The organism is Radiobacillus sp. PE A8.2 (genome assembly GCF_045635475.1).
Taxonomy (GTDB): Bacteria; Bacillota; Bacilli; order Bacillales; family Amphibacillaceae; genus JBJGXI01.
Map to the genome: position 1 here is coordinate 1 of NZ_JBJGXI010000041.1, position 24,928 is coordinate 24,928.

17 protein-coding genes are annotated in these 24,928 nt (G+C 38.6%); 15 read left to right on the forward strand and 2 right to left on the reverse strand.

Annotated elements, in window-relative coordinates; all coding sequences use genetic code 11:
- From ACI6MV_RS18690 to ACI6MV_RS18760, 15 genes are all read left to right on the forward strand, one after another.
- A partial coding sequence (locus ACI6MV_RS18690) for a M20/M25/M40 family metallo-hydrolase (protein ID WP_407271838.1) occupies positions 1-850 on the forward strand: 850 nt, incomplete at its 5' end.
- A gap of 205 nt (positions 851-1,055) precedes the next feature.
- Positions 1,056-2,309: a hypothetical protein gene (locus ACI6MV_RS18695; protein WP_407271839.1), complete on the forward strand. Its 1,254-nt coding sequence runs from the start codon at positions 1,056-1,058 to the stop codon at positions 2,307-2,309.
- Positions 2,310-2,720: 411 nt separating this feature from the next.
- A complete protein-coding gene (locus tag ACI6MV_RS18700) occupies positions 2,721-4,367 on the forward strand; it encodes an extracellular solute-binding protein (RefSeq protein WP_407271840.1) in 1,647 nt (548 codons plus the stop codon).
- 635 nt (positions 4,368-5,002) lie between these two features.
- Positions 5,003-5,950 carry a zinc-dependent alcohol dehydrogenase gene (locus ACI6MV_RS18705; protein WP_407271841.1) on the forward strand — a complete coding sequence of 316 codons (948 nt, stop codon included), beginning with the start codon at positions 5,003-5,005 and terminating at the stop codon, positions 5,948-5,950.
- Between the two features lie 155 nt (positions 5,951-6,105).
- On the forward strand, positions 6,106-7,653 hold the full coding sequence (locus ACI6MV_RS18710) for a response regulator transcription factor (protein WP_407271842.1): 1,548 nt from the start codon (positions 6,106-6,108) through the stop codon (positions 7,651-7,653).
- A 9-nt stretch (positions 7,654-7,662) separates the two neighbouring features.
- Complete coding sequence (locus tag ACI6MV_RS18715) at positions 7,663-9,411, forward strand: sensor histidine kinase (protein ID WP_407271843.1); 1,749 nt, start codon at positions 7,663-7,665, stop codon at positions 9,409-9,411.
- A 407-nt stretch (positions 9,412-9,818) separates the two neighbouring features.
- On the forward strand, positions 9,819-11,285 hold the full coding sequence (locus tag ACI6MV_RS18720; protein WP_407271844.1) for an ABC transporter substrate-binding protein: 1,467 nt from the start codon (positions 9,819-9,821) through the stop codon (positions 11,283-11,285).
- Positions 11,286-11,354: 69 nt separating this feature from the next.
- Complete coding sequence (locus tag ACI6MV_RS18725; RefSeq protein ID WP_407271845.1) at positions 11,355-12,308, forward strand: carbohydrate ABC transporter permease; 954 nt, start codon at positions 11,355-11,357, stop codon at positions 12,306-12,308.
- Positions 12,309-12,341: 33 nt separating this feature from the next.
- Positions 12,342-13,235, forward strand: coding sequence for a carbohydrate ABC transporter permease (locus ACI6MV_RS18730; RefSeq protein WP_407271846.1), 894 nt, complete (start codon positions 12,342-12,344; stop codon positions 13,233-13,235).
- A 347-nt stretch (positions 13,236-13,582) separates the two neighbouring features.
- Entirely contained in the window at positions 13,583-14,356 is a 774-nt protein-coding gene (locus tag ACI6MV_RS18735; RefSeq protein WP_407271847.1) for an AAC(3) family N-acetyltransferase, read from the forward strand.
- A 180-nt stretch (positions 14,357-14,536) separates the two neighbouring features.
- Positions 14,537-15,268 carry an amidohydrolase family protein gene (locus ACI6MV_RS18740; protein ID WP_407271848.1) on the forward strand — a complete coding sequence of 244 codons (732 nt, stop codon included), beginning with the start codon at positions 14,537-14,539 and terminating at the stop codon, positions 15,266-15,268.
- A gap of 238 nt (positions 15,269-15,506) precedes the next feature.
- Complete coding sequence (locus ACI6MV_RS18745) at positions 15,507-16,232, forward strand: class I SAM-dependent methyltransferase (protein ID WP_407271849.1); 726 nt, start codon at positions 15,507-15,509, stop codon at positions 16,230-16,232.
- Complete coding sequence (locus tag ACI6MV_RS18750) at positions 16,225-17,139, forward strand: Gfo/Idh/MocA family protein (RefSeq protein ID WP_407271850.1); 915 nt, start codon at positions 16,225-16,227, stop codon at positions 17,137-17,139. The genes ACI6MV_RS18745 and ACI6MV_RS18750 overlap by 8 nt, the downstream gene beginning before the upstream one ends.
- A 37-nt stretch (positions 17,140-17,176) precedes the next feature.
- The gene (locus tag ACI6MV_RS18755) at positions 17,177-18,301 is read left to right on the forward strand and encodes a mandelate racemase/muconate lactonizing enzyme family protein (protein WP_407271851.1); all 1,125 of its coding nucleotides are present in this window, start codon (positions 17,177-17,179) and stop codon (positions 18,299-18,301) included.
- A gap of 51 nt (positions 18,302-18,352) precedes the next feature.
- Entirely contained in the window at positions 18,353-19,384 is a 1,032-nt protein-coding gene (locus ACI6MV_RS18760) for a Gfo/Idh/MocA family protein (RefSeq protein ID WP_407271852.1), read from the forward strand.
- A gap of 446 nt (positions 19,385-19,830) precedes the next feature.
- Here the strand turns inward: ACI6MV_RS18760 and ACI6MV_RS18765 are convergent, their stop codons facing one another.
- On the reverse strand, positions 19,831-21,279 hold the full coding sequence (locus ACI6MV_RS18765; protein WP_407271853.1) for a sulfatase family protein: 1,449 nt from the start codon (positions 21,277-21,279) through the stop codon (positions 19,831-19,833).
- A 300-nt stretch (positions 21,280-21,579) separates the two neighbouring features.
- A complete protein-coding gene (locus ACI6MV_RS18770) occupies positions 21,580-24,927 on the reverse strand; it encodes a GH36-type glycosyl hydrolase domain-containing protein (protein WP_407271854.1) in 3,348 nt (1,115 codons plus the stop codon).
- Position 24,928: the final 1 nt, after the last annotated feature.

The following is a 24,928-nucleotide window of genomic DNA, read 5'->3' on the forward strand; positions in this document are numbered from 1 at the left end:
GGTTTTACCTGAAAAATCTTTTAATCTATCAGTGATCGGTACACCAGCTGAAGAAACAACTGGCGGAAAGATACCAATGATTAAAGAAGGGGTATTTGAACAAATAGATGTTGCCATGATGTTTCACGCACATAGTGTTACCACTGCAAATAGGCCATGCATTGGAAGAACAGCTTTGGAATTTGAGTTTTTTGGTAAAACAGCACACGCATCCTCCTTCCCGTATTTAGGAATAAATGCATTAGATGGATTAATTTTAACGTATAACAATATTAACGCCTTAAGGCAACAGGTAAGAGAAGACGTTCGTATACATGGAATTATAATTGACGGTGGCAAAGTTAGAAATAGTATACCTGATTATGCGAAAGGAGAATTTTTTGTGCGAGCTCGTGATAAAGCGTATATGGAGGACATTGTTGAAAAGGTGAAAGCGTGTGCACATGGTGCTGCTAGAGCTACGGGAGCTAAGTTGAAAATTGGATCATCCATGCCTACCTATTTACCAGACATTCCTATTCCTTCACTTATATCTGCCTTTGAAGATAATTTAAGTTCTTTAGGCTTACAGGTAGACAAACTAGAACCACCTTTTAAACTAGGCTCTTCAGATTTTGGAAATCTAAGTCAACAGATTCCTTCCATCATGGGCTTTATTAATATCACATCGTCGCCAACGCACACACAAGCGTTTACAAATGCAGTAGGATCAAAGCGTGGGCAGGAGTCAATGATCCAAGCTGTAAAAGCCATGGCTATGACTACTGTCGATTTATACAAGGACCCGAATTTGTTAAACCGCATAAAACAGGAATTTGAAAACACTAACTCTAGATTAAAAATAGTATAAGAGATTCTGTTGCTAAGGGGAAATTTCTACGAGCTCCATCGAGCAATTTGGACCGGAACTATTTAAGAAACCAGCACCTACTAGTCAATGGAGATATACGAGGGTTAAGATGACCTGGTGAAGACCCTTATAGAATAAAATTTTCATAAATTAAAGAAGTGAAAAAATCTTGAATTCTAAAAAAAGCTGAGGGGAGTTATGAACATTGGACAAAAATAATAGATACAAAATTGGAATTGGAGTGGCAGATATAACACCTCCAAATGGTATCAGTATGCCGAGCCAAGGAAGTCCAGATATATTGGCGAAGGGAGCTTACATGCCACTTACTGCAAGGGTCATGACGATTGATGATGGTGAAAATCAGGTTGCATTCATCAGTGGTGAATTACTATATTGGGGGGATGAAAATATTGAGCGTATGAGAGAAATGCTTCACGAGCAATATGGATTAACAGCAGATAAATTAGTTTTCAATACCACTCATACACATAATGTACCAGCCCCTGATCCTGAATTAGAGATTTACGAGGATATTATTAAAAAAACAGTCGAACTCATTGCTAGGACTTTCTCAGAAGCAAAGGATGCGGAGCTATATTTTGGGAAAGGAAAAGCAAGTATTAGCGTGAATCGACGTGGTAAAAACAGAGATGGATATGCAAAATGGAGTATTAATCCATATGGTCCAATTGATGAAGATGTGTTAGTAGTAAAAGCTGTTGATGAAACTGGAAAAACGATGGCTATATTATTTAATCATGCATGTCATCCTACGACAATACGTTGTCCTTATTATGGCGGGGACTTCATTGGCTATGCAATGGCACAAATTGAACAGGAGTATGATGGTGCCATTGCATTATTTATGCAAGGAGCTGCTGGAGAAATTAAAGGGTGGAATGAGAATCAGGACAAACCTTATAGCTTCACATTTGAAGGTGGACTTGATCGAGTGAAACAATTTGGACGTGAACTAGCCTTGTCCGTTCAGGAAGTGTTGGAAAATCCAATGGCAAAAATTCAAGGGTCGATTGATACAAAGATTGACACAGTACAATTACCAGTATTAAATGAAATGTTTGACGAAAAAGGAAACGCGCCATTTAAAGGGCCAATGAGACGTATGGCGAGACTTGCCAAATTAACGTTAGAATCCATGGACGAAAACGGTAACTACAGGCAAACGAAACCATGTGAGGTACAAGTAGTTAGTATTGGACCAGAATTTCTTTTTATAGGAATGAACGGTGAAATTTGTGTGGATATTGGCTTGCGGATAAAAGCTCAATTGATTGAACGGCCGGTAATGGTTTGCGGCTATACAAATTTAAATGCAGGCTATATCCCGTCCATGAGTTTAATACCAGAAAAGGGATATGAGGCAAGTAGAGTACCGTACAGCCTAGAGATGGAGGATTTCTTAGTTGGGAAGGCGATGGAATTAGTAGAACAATAGAGGTGTGAAGATAAATTTTCACTGTCGAACAACAGCGCAAGTCCCTTGTTTATACTGACTAGCAATAAGGCGCGCCTTCATGTGACTTTCTTTTTCACAAAGAGTGTAGAGAAGGGATAGGCGCTAGAGCTGGACGTTGCCCTTTCAGAATTTCGTTACTTGTTAAAAGTTACTGTTTTCAACACCCGTCCTTTTTGCTTTCAAAAATAAGCGTGCGTAAGCTGAAGGTTATCAACCAGTAGTAAATCTAGCTATTAAAAATACTACTGCGAAACGTATAAATCCTTTAGCTATCCCTTGAAACACATTTTGCTTAGGAGGTGATGCTCTGGAGCAGTGAATGGATCATACACCATAGTGTGGCAGAGACAATTTGGATGAATGATAAATTTGATAGGGGGCTGAAAAGGTATGAAGTTAAAAAATCTTATGTATCTTTTGATAGTTGTTTTAATAACCATTGGATTAGTTGCATGCTCAAGTGACACATCTTCGGAGGATAACAATAATAATGAACCAGAGCAGAGTGGAACAGAAGATGAGGGTGATGCAGATACAGAAAGCGAGGAGACTCCTGATGCATCCGATCAAAAATTTACCATTACAGCACTAGATTTTACTGTGTCAGGTGTAGCAAAGGATGGACCTGGTGTAGAAATGATCAATGAAAAGTTCAATGTGGATTACCAAGTAACTAATACATTGAAAAATGGTTATGATGAAAAAATTACTACAATATTTGCATCTGGAGAGATACCAGATGTAATTGGATTTATTGGTGGCGATGCTAAATTTACTAAATATGCAGAAGAAGGTGCCTTTTTAGATTTAACAGAATATATTGATGATTATTCTACATTTCAGGAAGTTCCTGATCCATTTTACCAGAGTTTATCTGTTGGTGGAAAAATTTATGGTATTCCAAATTATGTTTCAAGATACCCAGATTCGATGTCAATTCGTCAAGACTGGTTAGATAACTTAGGTCTGGACATGCCAACAAATTATGAAGAATTAAAAGAAGTTGCAATAGCATTTACGAAAGACGATCCAGATGGTAATGGGAAAGATGATACAACTGGTCTTCTTACTACTGTATTAGCTAATAACATTTTTCCATTCCATGCACAGGGACCTTATTGGGATCCAGAATTGTATTTTGGTGAAACGAATGAAGATGGTGATGTTATTCCAAACCGTCTAGGAGAAGGCTGGAAAGAAGTCGTTCAATTGTTCCATGATCTTTATCAAGAAGGTGCGCTAAATCCAGATTTCTATTCCTTGAGCTTGGACCAAGCGAACAATGAGTTTTATTCAGGTAAAGTAGGTATGTGGGTTATTGGAACGTGGTTGGGCGCCCAAGATTATGCTAGAACCCTAGCGGAGGTACATCCTGATGCTAAAATAGCTCCGATTCCACCATTTGAGGATCCAGAAGGTAACACGGGTATTAAAATGAATAGAGGTTATAGTAGTGTGACAGCATTATCAGCTGATTTAGCTGATGAACCGGAAAAGGTGAAACGAATCCTAGAAATGATCAACTATGGTAGAACATATTTCCCACTAGAAGAACAAACAGGTGATAACGAAGACTTTGATTGGTTAAATGGTGAAGAAGGTCAAGGGTACGACATGGTAGATGGGAAAGCCGTTGTAAAAGAAAATGCATTAGAAAAGGGCTTGGCACCTGCACATTATTTACCTGATGCAACAGGATACCTACCTGCTGGGGTTTCTACTGAAAAATATAAAGAGTTCGATGTTCCTTTGTTAAAAGAAGCAGTGAAATTAACCGAAGAAATGCGAGCAAGCTATGATGCTTATAGCCCGAGAAAAAATCTAATTCAATCGAAAGCAGAAACAGAGCAAGGTGCAGACTTGAGACAATTCATCATAGATGAACATGTCAAGATGATTGTTGGAGAAAGACCAATATCTGAATGGGACCAAGTCGCACAAGAATGGTATGACAAAGGAGGAGCCGAAATAATTAAAGAATATAATGAAGGCTTCGCTCAATTAGAAGATTTTGAATCATGGGTTAAGGTTGAATAGAGACTGTAGGGACGGTTCTTTCAGGGAACAATCGGAAGTTTTGCGCGAAAGAAGGCACAACTAGCGGATTTTATCTGCCCGTTGTGCTTTCTTCTTTATATGTATTAAGCTTAACACAAAATTTTGGTTGTCCTAGAAGGGCGAAGTAGCGTCCTTTATTAGAAAACTAAGTAATTATTAAACTGACACGAAATGTTCATGATTATAAGAAGAACTATTAAAGATTGTGTAGAATAATGGAATTTTAATCTTCACTTGGTTTTTGAGTTTTGGCCATCGCAAAGCGATATCGTTCTTCTTTCGTCCTGCTTCAGATTTAAGCATTTGAGGAAAACAGAGATGAAGCAAGCGTGATTAAGGATAATGAAGAAAGTTTGCTACGATTCACACTTGGGGATGTCTGTTGAATAAGACTAAGCAAGTGGGAGTTTATATGTGATAGATGGGAGTGGGGACGACAAGAACCGTTCCTATTTCTCTATTTTTATTAAAAGACAATTTAAAGACTTGTCTTTTAATGTTGAATTCACTACGCTATAACTAGGTGAATAAATAATAGGGATTGGTAGCATGGATCAACTCATGTTGCACGTGCGGTGTTTGTGTCGGACTAACATTACTAGGAGGCAATATCCATGAAAGGCTTATGGTTTGTAGAACTAGGAAAGGTAGAAATGAAAGAAGAAAGAATGCCCGAGTGTACAACAGATACGATATTACTCAAAACCTTATACTCTGGGTTAACGAATGGAACAGAAAGAAGCCGAATGATGAACGGGGCCTATGGTCAACCATACCCAAATCGAATCGGATACCAAACAGTAGCTAAAGTTGTAGAATGTGGTGCAGATGTTACTAACTATCAAGTTGGTGATCTAGTTTTTGTCGGAAAAAACACTGGACATGTTGAATACATTTTGGCTAAAGAAACAGATTTAATCGTAAAACTTCCATCGAATTTGGAGCCACATTCAGCTGCATTACTAGGAGTAGCTTCCGTACCATTTCATGATGCACGAAGAGGTAAAACGGAGGTGGGGGATCGGGTATTAATCACTGGTGCAGGCTTGATAGGCTTATTTGCCCTACAGGCTGTGCATGCCATGGGTGCATCACAAATTACGGTCATGGACGGGAACCCAGAACGACTACAGCTCGCAAAAAAATTAGGTGCAGATACTATCATTAATTATCGATCAGATGAGGAGCGAAAGCAATTGAAAGAACATGGTCCTTTTTCACTTGTATTAGAGTGTTCCGGTGCTGATAATCTTAATGAACTTATTGGAGTTAAGTGGGGCGGTGGAGTTTTACAAAAATTTGGTCGCATCGTATTAATTGGTGGAAGAGAAGAAGTGAAGTATAACTTTATGGCGGCAACCTCCAAACAGATATCCGTTATATCGGCTAGTCATTTCGACAAAGATGATTTAGAAAACGTAGCTCGATTAGCATCCCGTGGCAGCATACAACTAGAGTCATTAATTAAAGAAATAATACCAATCGATAAAGCTGTCAAAACATATGAAAAATTACGCGACCAACCAAGAGAAATGCTAGGTGTTGTTTTTGATTGGACATAGGGATTGGACATAGGGACGGTTCTTCTGTCCCGTTTTAGATAACCAACAGGTAGAGGCGGGTGGTTCGAGACCACTGAAAAAGCACCCATTTTTTCGGATGGGTTATTATTATAAAAGTAGAGGATATGGTCGCTTAAATCAAAGGGGCGGTATACATGTATAAAATTTTGCTAGCAGAAGACGAAATTTGGGTTAGAAAAGGTATAAAAACCCTTATTTCAAGGATTTCGCAAAACTTTTATGTATCAGATGAGGCTGAGGACGGTGATGAATGTATCCATAAAATGAGACTCAATCCCCCGGATGTGTTGATTACTGATGTTAAGATGCCAGGGCGCAATGGACTCGAGGTCGCACAATTTGCCATTGATAACTTTCCTGATACATCGTGTATTATTGTATCTGGCTATCAGGAGTTTAGCTGGGTTCAACAAGCAATAAAGCTTGGTAGTGTGGACTATCTACTAAAACCAGTTGGTGAAGAACAATTAAAATTGGCACTTAAAAAAGCAGTTGAAAAGAAAAATAATGATCAATTAAAAAACACTCTCAGCTTATACAATTTGTTACTAAGCTTAGAATCGACTTTCCAGCGGGCTATTGAGGGGCATAATGATGATATAAAAAGGCTTAGAGAACGCTTGATTGAAAGTCTACCAAACTTAGGGGAAAGAATTCCAAAAATTTTACTTGTTTTTGATGACGTAGTGTCTAGGGAAAAATTACAAACGTATGTGATAGAGGAATTACATGGAATTATGTTTTATGCTAATAATCGGGTATATGCTGCGATTATACCTATTCCCGCATCTTTTAAATCTAGTAGATATGATTGGCTGAAAGAGACCAAAAGAGAGATTGAATTGTTGTTTGGTAGATACTGCGCGATAGGATATAGTCAACCATTTAAACAATGGGATTTATTATTTAGCTGTTATAGAGAAGCATTAACAGTTTATTCAAAGCGGTTTTTCGATGGAGAAGATACTCAAACTGAAATGCATAAGCCTGATCATGGCTTTGAGATTAATTTAACGCGTACTAACCTTATTAAAGTCAATGAAATAGAAGAACAAATACTCTCAGCTATTTATCAACGGAGTGAAGAAATCCTGAAACAACAGATTGATAAATTATTTTCTTTGTTTCTAAACAGTCGTATGTCCCTTATGGAGATGCATCAACTAGTAACTCTTTTATTGGAAAAGGTGTTAAATCAATTTGAAAAGAAACAGTTAGACGGATTGAATATGAAGCACATAATACCTATTTATTGGGTACAAGAGAGAAAGCATATAAAAGAGCTTCAAGATGATTTGGATGATCTATTAACCAAAGTAGTTCAATCTGACTATTCTTCAAATTATGTTACTTCCTATATTAAAACAATAATAGAAAAAGAGTATGGGAATCCAAATTTAACAATTGGTGATATTGCTGAGAAGCTTCATTTTAATTCATCGTATTTATCGAATCTATTTAAGTTAAAAACTGGAAAACATTACAGTCAGTATTTAGCAGACTATAGGCTTGAAAAGGGAAAAGAAATCCTAGGAAAAAAGCATCTTAAAATATATGAAGTTGCTTTTTCAGTTGGATACAAGAATGAAAAATCCTTTTCGCGCGCGTTTAAAAGAAAGTATGGCTTGTCACCCCATGAATATCGTGAAAAATGGGGATGGGGGTCCTTGAAAGAGAATTGAGGGAATAATATGTCCATTAGATTTAAGTTTATCGCAGTATTTGTGTTTATTATCTCTGTTACTGGAGGAATTATAGGGACGTTTACTCACTTGAACTGGGCATCGGACTTAGAAAGAAATACGGTTGACCGCACTATCCAAACATTAAAGAGTAAAAGAGACCTTTCTGAATCTTATTTTCTTGAATCGAATCGTATCTTTCAGACAACTTGGTTTAATCCTATTGTACAAAGCTATATAAATGATAGTGGAGAGCGAGATTTGTTAGCATATAATCAAATCAGGGATCTTCTATCATCCAAACTCTATCTTAACCCATATTATGAAGCTATTATCCTTTTTAACCAGAATGAGAGACCGATATATGCAACAAAAGGAATACCAATTCGTGATACGGAAATTCTAAACTTACCGTACGATCTACCTAATGATACGCTTCCGCACGTCATTCCACCTCATAACCAACCTTATTTTGTTAAAGGAGAAAATGTGACTTCCGTCATTCGCGGCATTGCACTTGCGGGCAGATCGAATCCTGACTTTTATTTGGTTATGGATGTTAATACCAATTATATTCAAAAAACACTTGAAGTCCAGAGTAAAGACAGTGGATATTTCTTTGTTGCTGATGAAAATGGTGCGTACATTTACCATCCGGATACAAATTTAGTCGGGACCAATTTAACCCATTTTAAGAATCATGATACAAACAAATCTAGTGGTTCATTTTACAATCGTATCGGTAATAGTAACATACTAATAACTTATGTAAAGGGAGACTTGTCCGGATGGACGTATTATAGTGCAATTCCTTATGCTGAACTGAATAAAGGGATTATACAAAACAGAAATTATTCAATTTTAATAACTGGAATATGTGTGATCGCGGCAATTTTAATTATTTCCATCCTAGTTTATGGTATTACAAAACCCTTTGCTGATTTACGGATTATGATGGCAGAAGTAGAAAAAGGGGATTTTTCCTCTCAACTTCACGTTAAAAGACAAGATGAAGTTGGAATGTTGATTAGAAGATTTAATCGTATGGTAAAAGAATTGGATTATATGACAAAAGAAGTCTATATTTCAAAAATAATTCAAAAGGAAGCTCAACTCAGACAACTCCAAGCACAAATCAACCCCCATTTTCTTTATAATACAATGGATAATATTTATGCAATGGCAACAATAGATGGAAATAAATCGATTTCTAGTATGGTTTCAAATTTATCAAAATTGTTACGATATAATCTACACGATACAGATCGATTGACAACTGTACATGAAGAAATAGAGCATGTAAGCGTTTATTTGAAAATTCAAGAAACTCGATTTAACGACCGAATTAGAACAAACATTCATGTAGAGGAGGAAATAGAAGATTGTCCAATAATACGCTTTACTTTACAGCCTCTTGTAGAAAATGCGGTGAGCCATGGTCTAGAACCTAAAAAGGAAAAAGGGAATCTTTGGTTAACTGTTAAAAAGGACCAAGCATCTTTAATCATTCGAATAACAGATGATGGTGTTGGGATTAAACGTGAAAAATTAGAGAAAGTGATAAACAATATAAAAGAAGTCGATAAAAATAATTGGCAGTATCCTACACAAAAACATCATATTGGTCTAAGTAATGTGCATCAACGTCTAAGATTGTTTTATGGTGAAAAATACGATCTAAAAATTGAATCTACGGAAGGGAAAGGAACATCATTAGAGTTGAGAATTCCGATACTTTATCAAAAAGTCGATTATTAATTCATTATCAAGTCGGTAAGTTTAATTAAAGCTCTTTTCTTAAACTTTGTTGCTTATTATATGTTGTATTTAACCTAGTCTACAAAGTAGCTAGGGATCCCGATCCGCGCACCTAAGGGGGGAGTGAACATCCTCTTCGCTCCTACGGGGTCTCACTTAGGCCACTACTCTCGCAGGACAAGGAAGGCTGCAGCAGTGATTCATCTCACGAAGAAAATTGGTTTGTATTTTCAAGGAGACGCAGTTTATGTCGAATACGTAAAAAAACAACAATCTTTGATAAACCAGCCGTAATTAAAAATATTCTGCAACCAAAACCAATATGCGGTTCCTTACAATAGAAAATCCATCGTGATATTCTTAAGTTGTAATATTCTTAATAGTCAAGACCTTAGGAGGGGAATATGTTGAAAAACAAGAAATGGTTTGTTTCAATTGTCATTATGTTGTTAATTTTGGTAGCGTTTACAACTGCCTGCTCAGATTCAACAGGAGTAGATACCGGAGAAGGTGACAATGGGGATGAGCAAGTAACGTTAAAAATGTTTATGGCTGCAGGTCAATTTAGTAAGGGGAATTTTGGCTATAATCAAGTACAGGAATTTATGGAAGCGAATCCAAATATTAAGGTAGAGATTACGCGTGCACCACCTGGTGATCAATGGTTAAATTCCTTCTATGCTTTGGCCTCATCAGATGACCTTCCAGATATAATTCAACCGCCAAACCAACTGTTTTTTCCTGATATGGTGCAAAATGAATGGATTCAACCACTCGATGGACTTGTTAGCAGCGATTTTAAGGAAAGATTTCCTGAAGAAACATTTATTGAGGGATACAACATGATAGACGGTGAGATTTATAGTTTTCCTCGTATACTTCCTAAACGAGGAGATGTTTTACAGTATAACAAGGATATTATGGAGCAAGCGGGGTTAGATCCAAATCAACCCCCTAAGACTTGGGATGAGCTGTTAAGTATGTCCAAAACAATTACTGAAAAAGTTGATGGAGTATATGGGTTTACAGCGGATTTAAAAGATCCGAATGGGTATCAGATGTTCATTGGCATGAGTAATCCGCTACATCCTACTGTTTCTATAGAAGGTTTTGATTACAAAGAAGGAAGATACGCTTTTGATGATCCGGGTATTATTGAAGGATTTGAATTCTTGCTCGAATTGAAGGATGCAGGGGTAATTCACCCTAATTCATTAACCTTTGGTGGTCAAGATGCGCAGGGGGCTTTTGCTAATAAACAAGTAGCCTTTTATGTGTTTGTCGATTCTGCTGTTCGGATTAATGAAAAAGAATTAGGCGGTGTGGAAGATTACGATATTACGACGCTTCCAGTACCTGAAGAAGGGATGACATTTCATCAAATAAACAGTCCACACTCTTATATTAGTTCATATATATCATCGACAACAGAGCATCCAGAGGCAGCAGGTAAATTAATTGATTGGTTAAGCTCCGAGGATTATTTTCAGAAGCAATTAGAAGATGGTATGTTGCTCTCTCCAATTTCTAAGCAAAACGAAACTGCTGACAGTGAGCAATTACAAAGTCTTGCAAAAGCGTTGGAAGATAGCTTAATTAATTTCCCGAACCCGCAACTAAAGAATGGTGGTTTAGAGGTTAAGAGCATTGAAGGATCACTTGCAAAACCTCAACCGGATTGGTGGCAAATCATCCAAGGGGCTTACGTCGGTGAAATTGAAGATTGGAAAGCAGAATTGAAGAAAGTAAATGATATATACAATGATCGTTTTGATAAAGCAATGAAACAAGCGCAAGAAGAAGGCGCAGATGTTTCCAGAGAAGACTTTCAGTTCCCGGATTTTGAGGGAGATCAAAATTATAGTCATGAATAGACAATAAGTAATTAAGGTGGTTCTTCTTGCAAGCTAGAAGGGCCACCTAGTTATTAAGGAGGTCAAAAAGTGGAATTAAAATCCTCTTTACAAAAACGTGGGAATATACGTAAAACTTCACGACTAAATAATAAACATTACATTTGGTGTTACATTTTTATTCTGCCACAGCTAATTCTTTATTTAGGATTCACACTTTGGCCATCTATTGCTGGTATTTATTTCTCCTTTTATAACTGGAACGGAATTGGTTGGCCATCAGACTATATTGGCTTTGGCAATATGATAGAGGTTCTAAAAGATTCGTATTTTTGGAACGCTTTTGGAAATAGTTTTATATACACCTTTTTTCTAGTAGTTTTGGGTGTGCCACTCTCGTTACTAGTTGCACTTGTCCTTAATAGCCCTAGCTTAAAGTTCCCGGTTTTTTTTCGAACGATGTTTTTTTTACCTATCGTTCTTACGATGGCTATTATTGGGATTGTTATGAAGCATATGTTTGCTTTTGAGGGTGGATTAGTTAACATGCTCCTGATGAATGTGGGCATTATAAATGATCCAATTAATTGGTTGGGTTCGACAGATATCGTAATGATCACTTTAATTGCTGTTGGAATATGGAAATCTCTGGGTATTAAAGTGGTTTATTGGTTGGCTGGCTTGCAGACATTACCGAAAGAATTATATGAAGCAGCAACAATAGATGGTGCTAACCGCACACAACAATTCTTTTATTTAACGATACCATTGCTTATGCCTTTTTTATTAACAATAGCATTTATCCAAATGACTTGGGCTTTTAATGTTTTTGATCTTGTAAAAACATTTACAAATGGAGGACCATTCTTTTCAACAGATGTTGTTCCTTTATATATTTATCGAAACGCATTTTCTCCGACTTCAGGTGGCCTGCCTAGGATGGGTTATGCTTCAGCTGCTGGTGTCGTATACGGTACTGCTACAATGATTATTTCTATAATATTAGGGATTCTAGTTAGAAAATATGGAAGTCGTAAGTACTAATGGTTGGAGAGTTTATTGAAAGGATGGATGAAGATGAGACAGTTTAAAATTTTAAAAAAGTCCGGAAGTATTTTCTTCCATGTCATATTTCTTGTTATCACTTTAATTGTGGCTTATCCAATCATTTGGACACTAACATCTTCGCTTAAATCAACAAAGGAGATTTTCGGTGGCTCATTAAGTTGGTTCCCAGATGGATTTGAATGGAGCTACTTATTGCCAGCGAATTGGGATCAATTATTATCGGTTTTTCAGTTTAACAATTATGATACTGCATGGAATTTAGCTCAATTTGATCAATATTTTTTAAATACAATAATTTTTAGTGGGCTCGTCGTCTTTATTGTTGTTAGTGTATGTGCTCTTACCGGCTATGTTCTAGGTAGATATGCTTTTCCAGGAAAGCTTGTTTTTATAGCTGCTATTATTGCTACGATGTTTATACCAAATGAATATTCTATTATTCCAATGTGGCAGTTAATTAATTTTCTAGGTTTGGAAAAGTCACTCTTTGGATTAGTTTTAGCAGAGGTTGGTGGGGCTCATGTTATTTATATCCTTTTATTTACGGCTTATTTCTCGGGATTACCGAAAGAACTCGAGGATTCAGCTAGTATTGATGGGGCTGGTTTTTTAAGAACATTTTTACAAATTATGTTGCCTTTAGCAAAGCCAGTAATCGCTTCAACAGCTATTTTGCAATTTATTAATGCATGGAATAGCTTCCTTATCCCGCTTATATTTACGATCCAAAGACCTGATCTTCGAACCTTAGGTGTAGGGATGTATAGCTTTGTCGAAGAAAATACTGCCGATTTAGGTGGAATGGCTGCCGGTGCTTCTATTTCGTTTATCCCGATTATCATTGTTTTCCTGTTCTTCCAAAGGTACTTTGTTGAAGGTATTGCCGGTTCTGTTAAGGGATAAACATAACGTGGGGTAATTTTAAAAATTATTCTGAAAAAATAACGCATGATAGAGAAGTGCAAACGTAATTTATATCGAACATTTTTTCCTGCATTTAGTAAGTTTTTCGAAAAAACGAATTATTATTCTACCAAAGTTGGATGTTTAATATAGTTGGAACGCTGTGAATTTCTTTCGCTAGATCGCTTCAATGTTCATCAGGCATAAACGTTATGTACCAGTTCTTGAAAAAGAAGACCACATTTTCTGTGTGCGAGCTTTCGTAGTGAAAAATCTGTAACTCAAAGCTTAGCTTCTAGGGCTAATAATTTTAAGTGTAGTCAGCAATTTGAAAGGAGCTATTAGAGATGAAAAAAGCGCTATCTAAAGTTGATTTGATCAAGGACCTTCAAAGGCTAGGTATTTCTGAAGGGATGGAAATGATCATTCACAGCTCTTTGTCATCGATAGGATATGTGGATGGTGGGGCGAATGCGGTTATCCAATCTCTTGTCGATGCTGTTGGCGAGAAAGCAGGTACTGTGATTGTTCCGACCATTACCGGTAATGCAGAGGAGGGACCTAATAAACCGCCTATTTTCAATGTAAATGAAACTAGGAGTTGGACAGGAGCTATTCCAGAAACATTTCGTAAGCGTTCAGATGCTGTTCGGTCATTAAATCCGACACATTCGGTAGCGGCGATTGGAGCAAGTGCTGTTAACCTGACAACTGGACATGAGGATTGTATGACACCCTGTGGCTTTGGAAGTCCGTATTTTCGGATAAGTCGGAGAAAAGGGAAAATTTTATTAATAGGAACAACGCTTAAATCGAATACGAGTCTGCATATGGTGGAGGATCTGGCGGATGTAAAGTTTCATTTACAACCGGAACCCACGGAATGCATGATTATTAACCAACAAGGCAATACATTAAATCGTTCTGTTATATTGCATAAATGGGGTACGTGGCGAAGATACCCGGTATTACATGATGTGCTGTTGGAAAAGGGAATCATGAAAGAGGGGCTGATCGGCCAAGCGAAAAGCTTTCTGATCGATAGTCATCTTATGGTGGAATATACAACTGAATTGTTAAAGAAAGATCCGTATTATTTGATACACAGGTCGCATGTTTAATACATCTAACTCTATGATAGGTAATTTTTTTGGTGAAACTATTCAGGCTGCGACAGCGACACAGCGCACGAAGGAAAATTGGTCTTTTTTTAGAGGAGTCTCACGTCTTCAGTTCCAATCAACAAAGTGCAAAACAGCATTGAGCTTTAACAGAGCCAAAAAGTTAAGGAGGATTTATTGATGATTATTGATTGTCATTGTCATGCAGGTAAAGGAGACGAGTTGACTGCGCCGTGGACTACTTCAGCTCCAATCAAACAACATTTAGAAAGGGCAGAAGCGGCAGGGATTGACAAAACTGTTGTATTTCCTGTACATAGCTTGAATTTTGAAAGGGCGAATGCAGAAGTTGCAGAAATAGTTAATAAACATCAAGATAGGCTATTTGGATTTGCAAGGGTGCACGCTATTAATGATCGAGGCAGAATCGGAAAGCTTGTGGAAACAGCGGTAAAGGATTACGGATTTCGCGGTATTAAAGTTCATGGTGGAGAAGCGTTTCCGGGAAGGGAAGTGCTTGATGCGGCAAAACATTTTAAGATCCCTGTACTATTGGATACTGCCAATGATACGCAATGTGTTGATATGATTGCCGAAGCATACCCAGAAGTGGATTTAATCGTTGCTCATTTGGGAAGCTTTCGCAACATTTGGCATGTTTTGCTACGGACTGCTGAGCAGCTAGCGACCTATCCAAACGTGTACGCGGATACATCAGGCATACGTTTTTACGACGGTTTAGTGAATGCTATTAATAAAGCTGGGGCAGAAAAGGTATTATTTGGGTCTGACGGTCCAATGCTTCATCCGGGAATTGAACTTCAAAAGGTAAAACATCTTTATTTATCCCCAGAAGATGAAGCGAAGGTGTTGGGAAATAATTTCGCAAAAATTATAGGCGAAAAGCTATAAACAATAAATATAAAAGATTCACGAATAAGGATTAAGGTTATAAAAACATATTTTCATTTCAGTAATCAACTTTCCTTTGTTGTGTTTTTAATCTTCTTGTGAATTGTAATCCAAGGTCGTAAGTGCAAGACGATATTGTTCAGAGTAGAAGGCAAATGTGTAATCAAAAATAAGTCCATATACAGTTAAGCTTGTTCAATTGAGTATGTTAATTGTCTGTCAAGAAAGGTTGATATGAATGGATGAAAAGCAAGAGTTATTATTAAAGTGGGTAAAGCAGCCACCCGCAAGACCTCTGATACAGTACTTAAGAGACGCTGAAAAAGTTGCAGCATGGAAACTGATGGGCCGTAGCGAAAAAGCAATGGACCTTGCAAGTGAATGCAATGTAACGAAAGGTATTGATGCCAAACATGTTACACGTGTAGATGTATCAAAGCAAGCAAGCGACTATGCCAGTGAAATATTACGTGATCATGTGAAAGATTTTATTGTAATAGATGCAGAAAATCCACAGTTTGTAGTTGGTGATCAACAATACAATGCTGCCGTGTCAATCGGACCATACGATTGGTTGTTTTTAGATATTCATAAGCTTACGAGAGAAATGTACCGTATCATCGATGATGATGGTGTGCTAGTTTTTTCCGTCCCGACTTTTAGATCGCCCTATGCTACAGCATCAAAAGGTAAATTGAAATACTATTCAAAAGAGGATTTATTTGCTTTAATCGAAGCAACCAATTGGAAAATAGTAGATTATAAACTCGTCTATCAATTAAAGTATAAACTTCATAGATTTGTGAATAGAAAGTGCCCTGTCTTTGTGCAAAGGCTATTTGTTAACTATTGTTGGCGTATGACAGATGTTATTACTAACACAAAAAAGTGGGAAGATGCATCCTACATTGTGGTGAAACTAAAAAAGAACGGAAATTGTATAAGGAGTGTTCGTAATGAGTAAAAGACTAGAAATAGGTTTAATTGGGTTAGATACATCACATGTACAAAAATTTACAGAGCTATTAAACGATCTGGAAAATCCAAATTATGTAGCCGGAGGAAAAGTCACTGTTGCATTTCCTGGTGGCTCTGAAGATTTTGAACTAAGCTACAGTCGTATTCCAAAGTTTACTTCTTTACTATCAGAAGATTATGGTGTGAATATGCTTGAAAGTCCTGAAGAAGTTGCTGAGAAAAGTGATGCAATAATGATTAATTCTGTTGATGGGCGGGTTCATTTGGAGCAATTCAAAGCAGTTGCACCATATAAAAAACCTGTTTTTATCGATAAACCTTTTACGATTGATTCAAGTGAAGCGAAGCAGATTATTGAAATAGCCGAAAAATACAGCACCCCTCTGATGAGTAGCTCAGGATTAAGATATGATGAAACACTGACTGAGGCGCTAGAGAATAATGAAAAGGGAGAAATTATCGGCGCTGATTGTTATGGCCCAATGCAGCTAGAATCTGCTCAACCTGGACTGTTCTGGTATGGAATTCACACGGTCGAAATGCTGTATACAATTTTAGGTACTGGTTGTCAGGAAGTTCATGCTTATACCAATGAAAAGCATGATTTTGTGACAGGTGTGTGGGACGATGGACGGATAGGCACAATACGAGGAAATCGTGCAGGTAACTGGGAGTTTGGTACTTCGATTCATCGAGAAAAAGGAACACAAACTTCCAACTCAAAGAGAAGTCAAAAGCCATTTACGCCATATTTACTTGAACAAATTATTGAATTTATGAAAACGGGAGTCCCTAATGTTCATCCTTACACTACCTTTGAAATCTTAACTTTTATTGAAGCAGCAAATGAAAGTCGTAAAACAAGAAAACCAGTGAAGGTGAAACAGCTATAATTTTAGTTTAGTTAATACGAAGGAGGTAAAAACATAAATGAAAATATCACAAATAGAAGTCTTTCCCTTAAACCTACCTATGAAGCAAAACTTTTCTATTTCTAGTGGATCAGTAGGTAGTCAGCAAGAAGGTGCGCCACATGTTTATGTCAAAATAACAAGTGATTCGGGGTTTGAAGGATGGGGAGAATGTCGGCCAAGTCACCGCTGGAGCTATGAAACACAGGAATCCGTCGTGACAACCATCAATCACTATATAAAGCCAGTACTCTTAGGTGAAAATCCTGAGGATCTAGAAGCGATTAGTCTAAAAATGAACAAACAAATAGCATCTGGAATAGCTCATGGTCAACCAATTGCAAAGGCAGCTATTGATATGGCGCTGCATGACCTAATCGGTAAGCATACAGGAAGAAGATTATCTGATCTCTGGTTTGGGACTTTTAAAAACGAAATTGAATTGTCTTATCTTATCAGCACAAACGATCCAGAAGAAGCATACAAAAAAGCGGAATATGCAAAAAACAATGGTTATTTAGGGGTGGATGTAAAGGTTGGCTTGGATCCAAAAAAAGATATAAAAATTGTAGAGGCCGTAAAGGAAGCAGCACCGGAACTTTTTTTTCGTGTGGATGCCAATCAAGCATATAATTTCCCGCAGGCTGTTCGTCTTGCAAGTGCGATGGAAAATATCGGCGTGGATGTATTTGAACAGCCTTTATCCGCTGGAGATCTAGTCGGCCATGCTGGTTTACGTCGTAAAACGAGTATTCCGATTGCGTTGGATGAAAGTGTATGGACACCTGAAAACATGACGCAGGCATTACGGTTAGAAGCTTGTGATATTGTCGTGATTAAGGTAACTAAAATGGGAGGATTAAGAAAAGCAAAGCTTTGTGGTGAAATTGCCAAAGCCGCTAATGTGGGTCTATTAGGTGGTGGATTAACGGAATCATCACTTGCTTTAACTGCAAGTGCTCATTTATTTAATTATCTTGATATAAAAACACCTGTGGACCTGAATGGCCCAATATTTTTAGCTGATGACCCTGTTGAATATGGTCCTAAAATTAATGATGGTACAGTTGAGTTACCTGATGGTTACGGGATTGGTTGTTCCATATCTATGGATAAGATTAATAGTTTTCAAGTAAAGAAGTAAATAGCTTGACTATATAATTTCGAAGCAAAGAAGACCTGGAGGGGTAGACAAATGAGAAATGGTAAAGTAGGATTTGCGATAATCGGGACAGGTGTCATTGCACCAAAACATGCAAAAGCAATAAGTTTTATTCCAGAAGCGGAATTAATCGCGGTTGTCGATGTGGCTGAAGAAAAAGCGATAGAGTTTCAAGAAAAATTTAAATGTGTACAAAACTATGCATCTCTAGAAGATTGTTTTCAAGATGATCTTGTCGATGTTGTCATCGTTTGTACACCTAGTGGTACGCATGGAGACTTAGTGATTCAAGCAGCGAAAGCGGGTAAGCACGTATTATGTGAAAAACCGTTAGAGATTCAAGCTGATAAAATGACTGCAATGATTGAAGCATGCAAAAAGGCTAACGTCAAATTAGGAGCAGTGTATCAGCGTCGTGCATTAGATACTAACCTGCAAATTAAACGTATGATGGAAGAAGGAGTATTTGGAAAGCTTGCTTTTGCCAACGCATATCTTAAGTATTATCGGAGTCAGGAGTACTACGATAGTGCAGGATGGCGTGGAACATGGAAGATGGACGGTGGTGGTGCTCTGATGAATCAGGGTGTCCATGGTGTGGATATGATTCAGTGGTTAAATGGTGGAGTGAAGAAGGTATTTGCTCGTGCAACAGCAGTCTCTCGAAATATCGAAGTAGAAGATACTGCCGCCGTAGTTGTGGAATATAACAATGGATCATTTGGTATCATTGAAGGTAGTACCGTTGTTTATCCAAACCAAGCCACTCGTTTTGAAATAAACGGAGATAACGGAACGGTAGTCGTTGATGACAACGGAATACAAGTTTGTGAAACATTGGAGGGTAAATTAGATCCTGCCAACTGGAAACCAGCAGTAGAATTTCCAGAGGCAGACGTACCTCCACTAGCGCTAGGTCATTTCCGATTTGTATGGGACATGACTCGAGCAGTATTGGATGATCGTGAACCATTTGTCTCAGGAGAAGAGGCTAGAAAAGCTGTCGACCTAATTCATGCCATCTATGAATCAGCTAGAACTGGTAAGGAAGTTATTATTAGTTAAAAAAAAGAGACACAGGTATGGTCCTGCATCAAAATCAGAGGGTCCGAACAACTCCATGAATCGGAGCTATAATCCTAATTTGGACGAGAGTTACCATTACTTTGTTGCAGTGCCCTAACTAGCCCTCATTGTGGACAATAAATTTATTTTGTTTTATGTAGGGAAACAGGTTAGCAGTTCTCTTTATCTTCCATATATGAACAAGCGTGCGATGGTATTTTTGAATCGAACTTTAATTATAGTTTATTAAAATGTTGGTTCAATGTGTGGTAATACGGAGGGAGTTTAAACGAGTAAAAGATTTTAAATCTATTAAAAGAAGAGCACTTAGCAATTGCCTAAGTGCCCTTCATTACATACAGCTCTAATTTCCAGAAAAAGAGCTGTTCCATACACATCATAATTCCCTGCAATTGTCCAAAGATGGAATTTGGCATCAGCCCAAGCTATCCACGATATCGCTCTTCCAATCGATCAGCCGCACGATAGCGACCTTGACTGCGTAGCTTTTCTAAATATCTTTCCAAATCAATATCATCTCTCGTATGCCACGGACCACCTTCGTGGATGACGCTCCACATGGGGTCAATTGGTGAATCAGACGTTTTCATTTGTTCTGATACCCATTCATCCAAAATACGTAACCCTTTCGCAACGACTTCTGGACGTTCTTCGAATAAATTCGTTGTCTCATGCGGATCATTCTCCACATCAAACAGCATGAAATCTGGGAGTTCTTTTAACCCATCATGATACGTGCGGATGAGCATCCAGTTATCAAAGCGAACCCCTCGCTGGCAGCTCCAGGCATTTTGACTGACTACCAGATGAGGCCGCCCCGCTGATTTCCCTTCTGTAATCGCTGGTAAAAAGCTTCTTCCATCCCATCGATCGCGTTGTTTGCCGCCAACAAGATCCGCTAATGTTGGTCCTAAATCAATTTGATAGTGGAAATCTTTATCCACATGACCTTTCTTGAATGAAGGGCCAGCGATAATACATGGAATACGGCATGTAATATTGTCAGCTAGTTGGTGATCACCATAGACGTTTAACTCGCCTTGGTTTTCACCATGATCGGCGGAGATGATGATAATAGTCTCCTCTAAAATCCCTTGCTGCTCAAGTTGATCGATGATTGTTCCGACGTGTTTGTCCGCGTAGTGAATCGCCGTATCATAGCCGTCTATCCATCGTTTATAGTCGTCCCGATTACGGATTTCGTCAGGCAATCCTGGCCATTGTTTTGCTTTAGGAAGATCGCGAGCACTGTATGGTCCATAGCTTTCACCGTGTTCTTGAATCATCTCATCAGTAAGCCACTCTGGTGCAGGATCGTTTTCAAAAGGATTACCATAATCTGCTGGTGTTCGGTATGGGGTGTGTGGATCCCACACGTTCACATATAAGAACCAATTTTCTTTCTCTGTTCCACGCCCTTTAAGCCAGCGCAATGTTTCTTCAGTAACTTCTTCAGCTGTTTCAGCGGCGTGCTTGCCTGTATCGTTCATCTCCATAAAGCCGCGCAAGATGTGCCACGCTTCATGGCGACCAGGGAAGGGACTAATAATCGCCGTATGCATATCCTGGTTGCGTAAAGTATCGACCCATGCTTCATGCTCTGAATCATGGTAGTTGAAAGGCCTGTCGATACCGATTGGACGAATGTCAGCTTGTAAACCACCATGGTTCACCACCCCATTATGAATGCCGAGCCGCGAACTGAATAATGCAGAGCGTGACGGGGCGCATGGGACATCCGATGCATAATAATTCGTAAACCGGACCCCACGCTTGGCGACTCGATCGATATTAGGAGATGTATTTCGGTGATAGCCGTAACATCCTAGATGATCTGGTCGTAGTGAGTCAATGTCAATGTAGAGTATTTTCATTGTTATCATCCTTTATCTTTGGATAAGAAAGTATAAAATTTGCGAATGTGTCTAGCTCCGAGCGCCAGAAACTACACGACTTCACGAATCGCCCTACGATAAGTCATCATCGATTCAAGTTTGATGGAAGTTCGACTAAAAGCGGACTTGTCGTCCAACGTCGACATACCCCTATGCGGGGCATATTTCCTTTATCTCATTCGATTCGCTCCAGTCGCTACGTTTCTAAGCGGCACTCCTGCGGTTCAGTCCAGTCCGTACGTCGCTAACCGGCGCTCTGCGCTTTTGTTCTTAATTCATCTAAAAGTATATGTCGATAACATTGATGTCTTGCTTGCATTTGTCGTGTAACTCATTTATTGTAACAGCGATACCGCCAGGGCGATATCGATTGTTCATTTGTTTGCCATTTTCTACTTGTTTCCCATTAATAACAACTCGTTTTTCGCTATTACCGGTATGATATACAAAAGTTACAGCTTTCTCATTTATCTCAAAGTCAAAAGACACGCCATCAAATGTTTCCGGTAAAATCGGATCGATGACCAATGCTCCATCTTCCTGACGGATGCCTAAACAATTTGAGATTAATTGATTCATATAAATTCCTGGTCCACTTGAATAGATTCGCCATCCACCTTTAACTGATACGGAACCATCGCGGAGTTTATCAAATTGCTCTTGTGCATCATAACGGGTTGCAAACTTACCATCCGAACTACTAAAATAAGCATTGCTTTGCCTGATTTCAGCATTGGGAACAGCAGCTTGAATACCGATCGGATTAATCATTTGTAAACCTTGCCAAACCTCGTGTTCCTTACCTAACTTTGCCATTGCTTCTACATATCGAATATGTGCATGCACGTATTGTAAACCAATTTCTCTGCCAAAGTTAGCGGCCTGTTCAGCACGTTTGAAATGTCTACTTACGCCACCGCTGTAATTGGCTGGGCGATTCATGAGCCTTACACCATCCGGACAATACAGTTTTTGTTTAATCAACTGATAGTTGCTTTCTGCTTGTGCTGGGGTTAACAGTTCACTGATGATACTCCGTTGCATAGGGAGTAACCGGTAATGGATCCCTGTTTTCGTATCGGCTGGATGTAGCATCATCTCTGGCTGCTCCGGATTTTCCATGTAAAGAAAACCTGGGATTACGTCAGTTTGAAGCATATATTCGGAAAAATCTTTTTCTATTCCAGCTACAAGCGATGCTAATTCATCTGCAAGCTGTTGGTCATATTTTTCCATCGTTTTTGACAGCTTTTGCATGACTTGATACGTTAACGCTACCGTCCAGCTACTCACCATATATTGTTTTAATTGGGCATTTGCTGGTTGTAACGTATCGTCCCAATCGCCATCACCATAGGATGATAAATGCGTATCGTGTAAAAAATGCGCTTTTATATATGAAAGTTGTTTTGTTATATGGTCATAGATAGTTGCCGTCTCTTCTGTGAAGCGAAAGCCATTTTTGTTGCTCGTGTAAGGCACTTTCTCTTGTAAAATTTGATAATCCGACGTTGCCTCCAGATAATCGGCAATTACTTTTAATGGCCAAACGATCACATCTCCATGACTTTCATCTGCTTGAATATGCCCATAACGGTCAAACATAAACCATTGCGGCCAGTTTCCTTCTTCTATACATTGGTGTGCATACACGGTCTTGATAATGTCTTTAATAGAGTCATAGTTTTGCGTTGCAAAAAAATACTCTGTCGGTCCTTGACACACATCCCGCGTACCCCAAGCTGCCCCGCTATATTGTTCCAGACCATGTGGCACAGAGAAGTGTACCAACATATTGTGTGTATACCACCATGCCAAGGCATTCACCTTATTCAATTCAGCCGGTTTCTGGCCGAACTTCGTTAGCTGAAAACCTTTCATTACTTGATGGTAATAGCTGCGATATCGCTCTCTTTCACTAGCGAAGCTTCTAGTTTCTGAAGGCAACTCCTCTCCATGGAGCTGTCCCTGAATTGTCATATTCCATTCACTGGCTTCCTCTAGCTCACAGACAACCAGTGAGGCAGCATTTGTAGTTACGTTTGTGGCGAGCTTTGTTTCATCTGCTAAGCTAAAGGTAGCCCCATCGATACGCAGCTGATAAGTGAGGTTAGGGTAGACATCCGCACTTGTGGAAGCTGGATCAGCGGTAAACGTTAGCGTATTATCAGACTGCTCTACTTCAAATGGAACTTCATATTCATTCGGTTGCATAACGACTTGGTTCGTTATCAGGTAACGATAGTTCTTTCCACTTAACGAACGTACGTGCAACCGTACTTCTGGCTTGTCTACAGTTGTATAATTTGTAATCACAAAGGTATCTGTTGCTGTTTTATAATACCAACGCGCATAGTTAAATCCAAGTTCATAAGCGGTAGGTAATGCTAACAAATGATACGTATCATCCGTTTTAACATAAATGCGTTGACCGGATGTTTTGTGGATATTCAATGCGTTACGCGTGTTGGAAAGCATTTTGTTAAAATTCGTATTGCCCACAACAAGCTGTGCATTAAATACACCATACATCCAAGAGGTCGACGTTATCGTGTTGGATTGGATTTGGTGATTTTGACCAGACATAATAATGTGTCCGTGCGGTCGTTCGACGAGTAATTCTTTATCTCTTAATACAATATGCTCATATGTGTCTGTAAAAAAAGAGAGTAGTGTATCGCCGTCCCACTCTTCCTGGTGACGTGCTGGAAAGTAGTCGTCTAGTTCTTCTTGTGTTAACCTTTCTGTGGTTAACGGATTACCAATATTATTAGACTTACTTACTTGATTGACAAGCACTGTTGGTGAACTTTCCTTGGCATTTACAGTTCTCCAAGCATCTGCTATTAACGTTTCATGCTCTAAAGTTGTTACAGCTTGCTCGTGATTTTCCTGGAATAAACCGTAAAAAATAAATTGTTGTTTGCCTGCCAATGTCACACGTTCAGATTGTAAGGCAATGTATGCAAATTCATATTGATACACGTTATTTTCTAAAGTTGGTTTCGTCAGTATATCGGCTTGATTTGTTTCTTTATAGGTTTTACCAAAAAACTGAAAACCATCGGTAGAAAAGCCGACAGATTTAGTCAGTCCACCCTGCTGCAAGTAAGGAAAACCAACTGATTGCGGCTGGTTTTGGCGCGAGCAAACAACATAGCCTTTTTGATCATCTTCAAAAATATTGTGGTCCATATATTGTGACACATATGCTTCATTGTTGCGCAGGGCATCTTTATCTGCCATACCAACGTCTTGACCGTAGATCATATCAACCTGGGTACCTTTGCCATCAACTTGCACATCCCAAAACCATACACCTTGTTCTGTGAGATGAAAAGTTACCTTGTACCCTATTCCTTCCACGTTGCCTTCCCAAGTAACATGTTCGGCGGCAAACGACACCAGACTATTTGATTGCGCACCTAGTAATGGATAAGCGTGGACCTTACCTTCTCGATGCACACGCAAAAATAGGTTGTTTAATGCGCCATCAATCGGATTGGACAGTAATTGATTAATCATGATGGTTTTGTAGGAAATTTCGAAAACATCGCCACTAGATAGAAAGGAGAATTGATAATCTCCTGCTGTAATGTTATATTTCGTCCGTTGCATAGTTGTCATA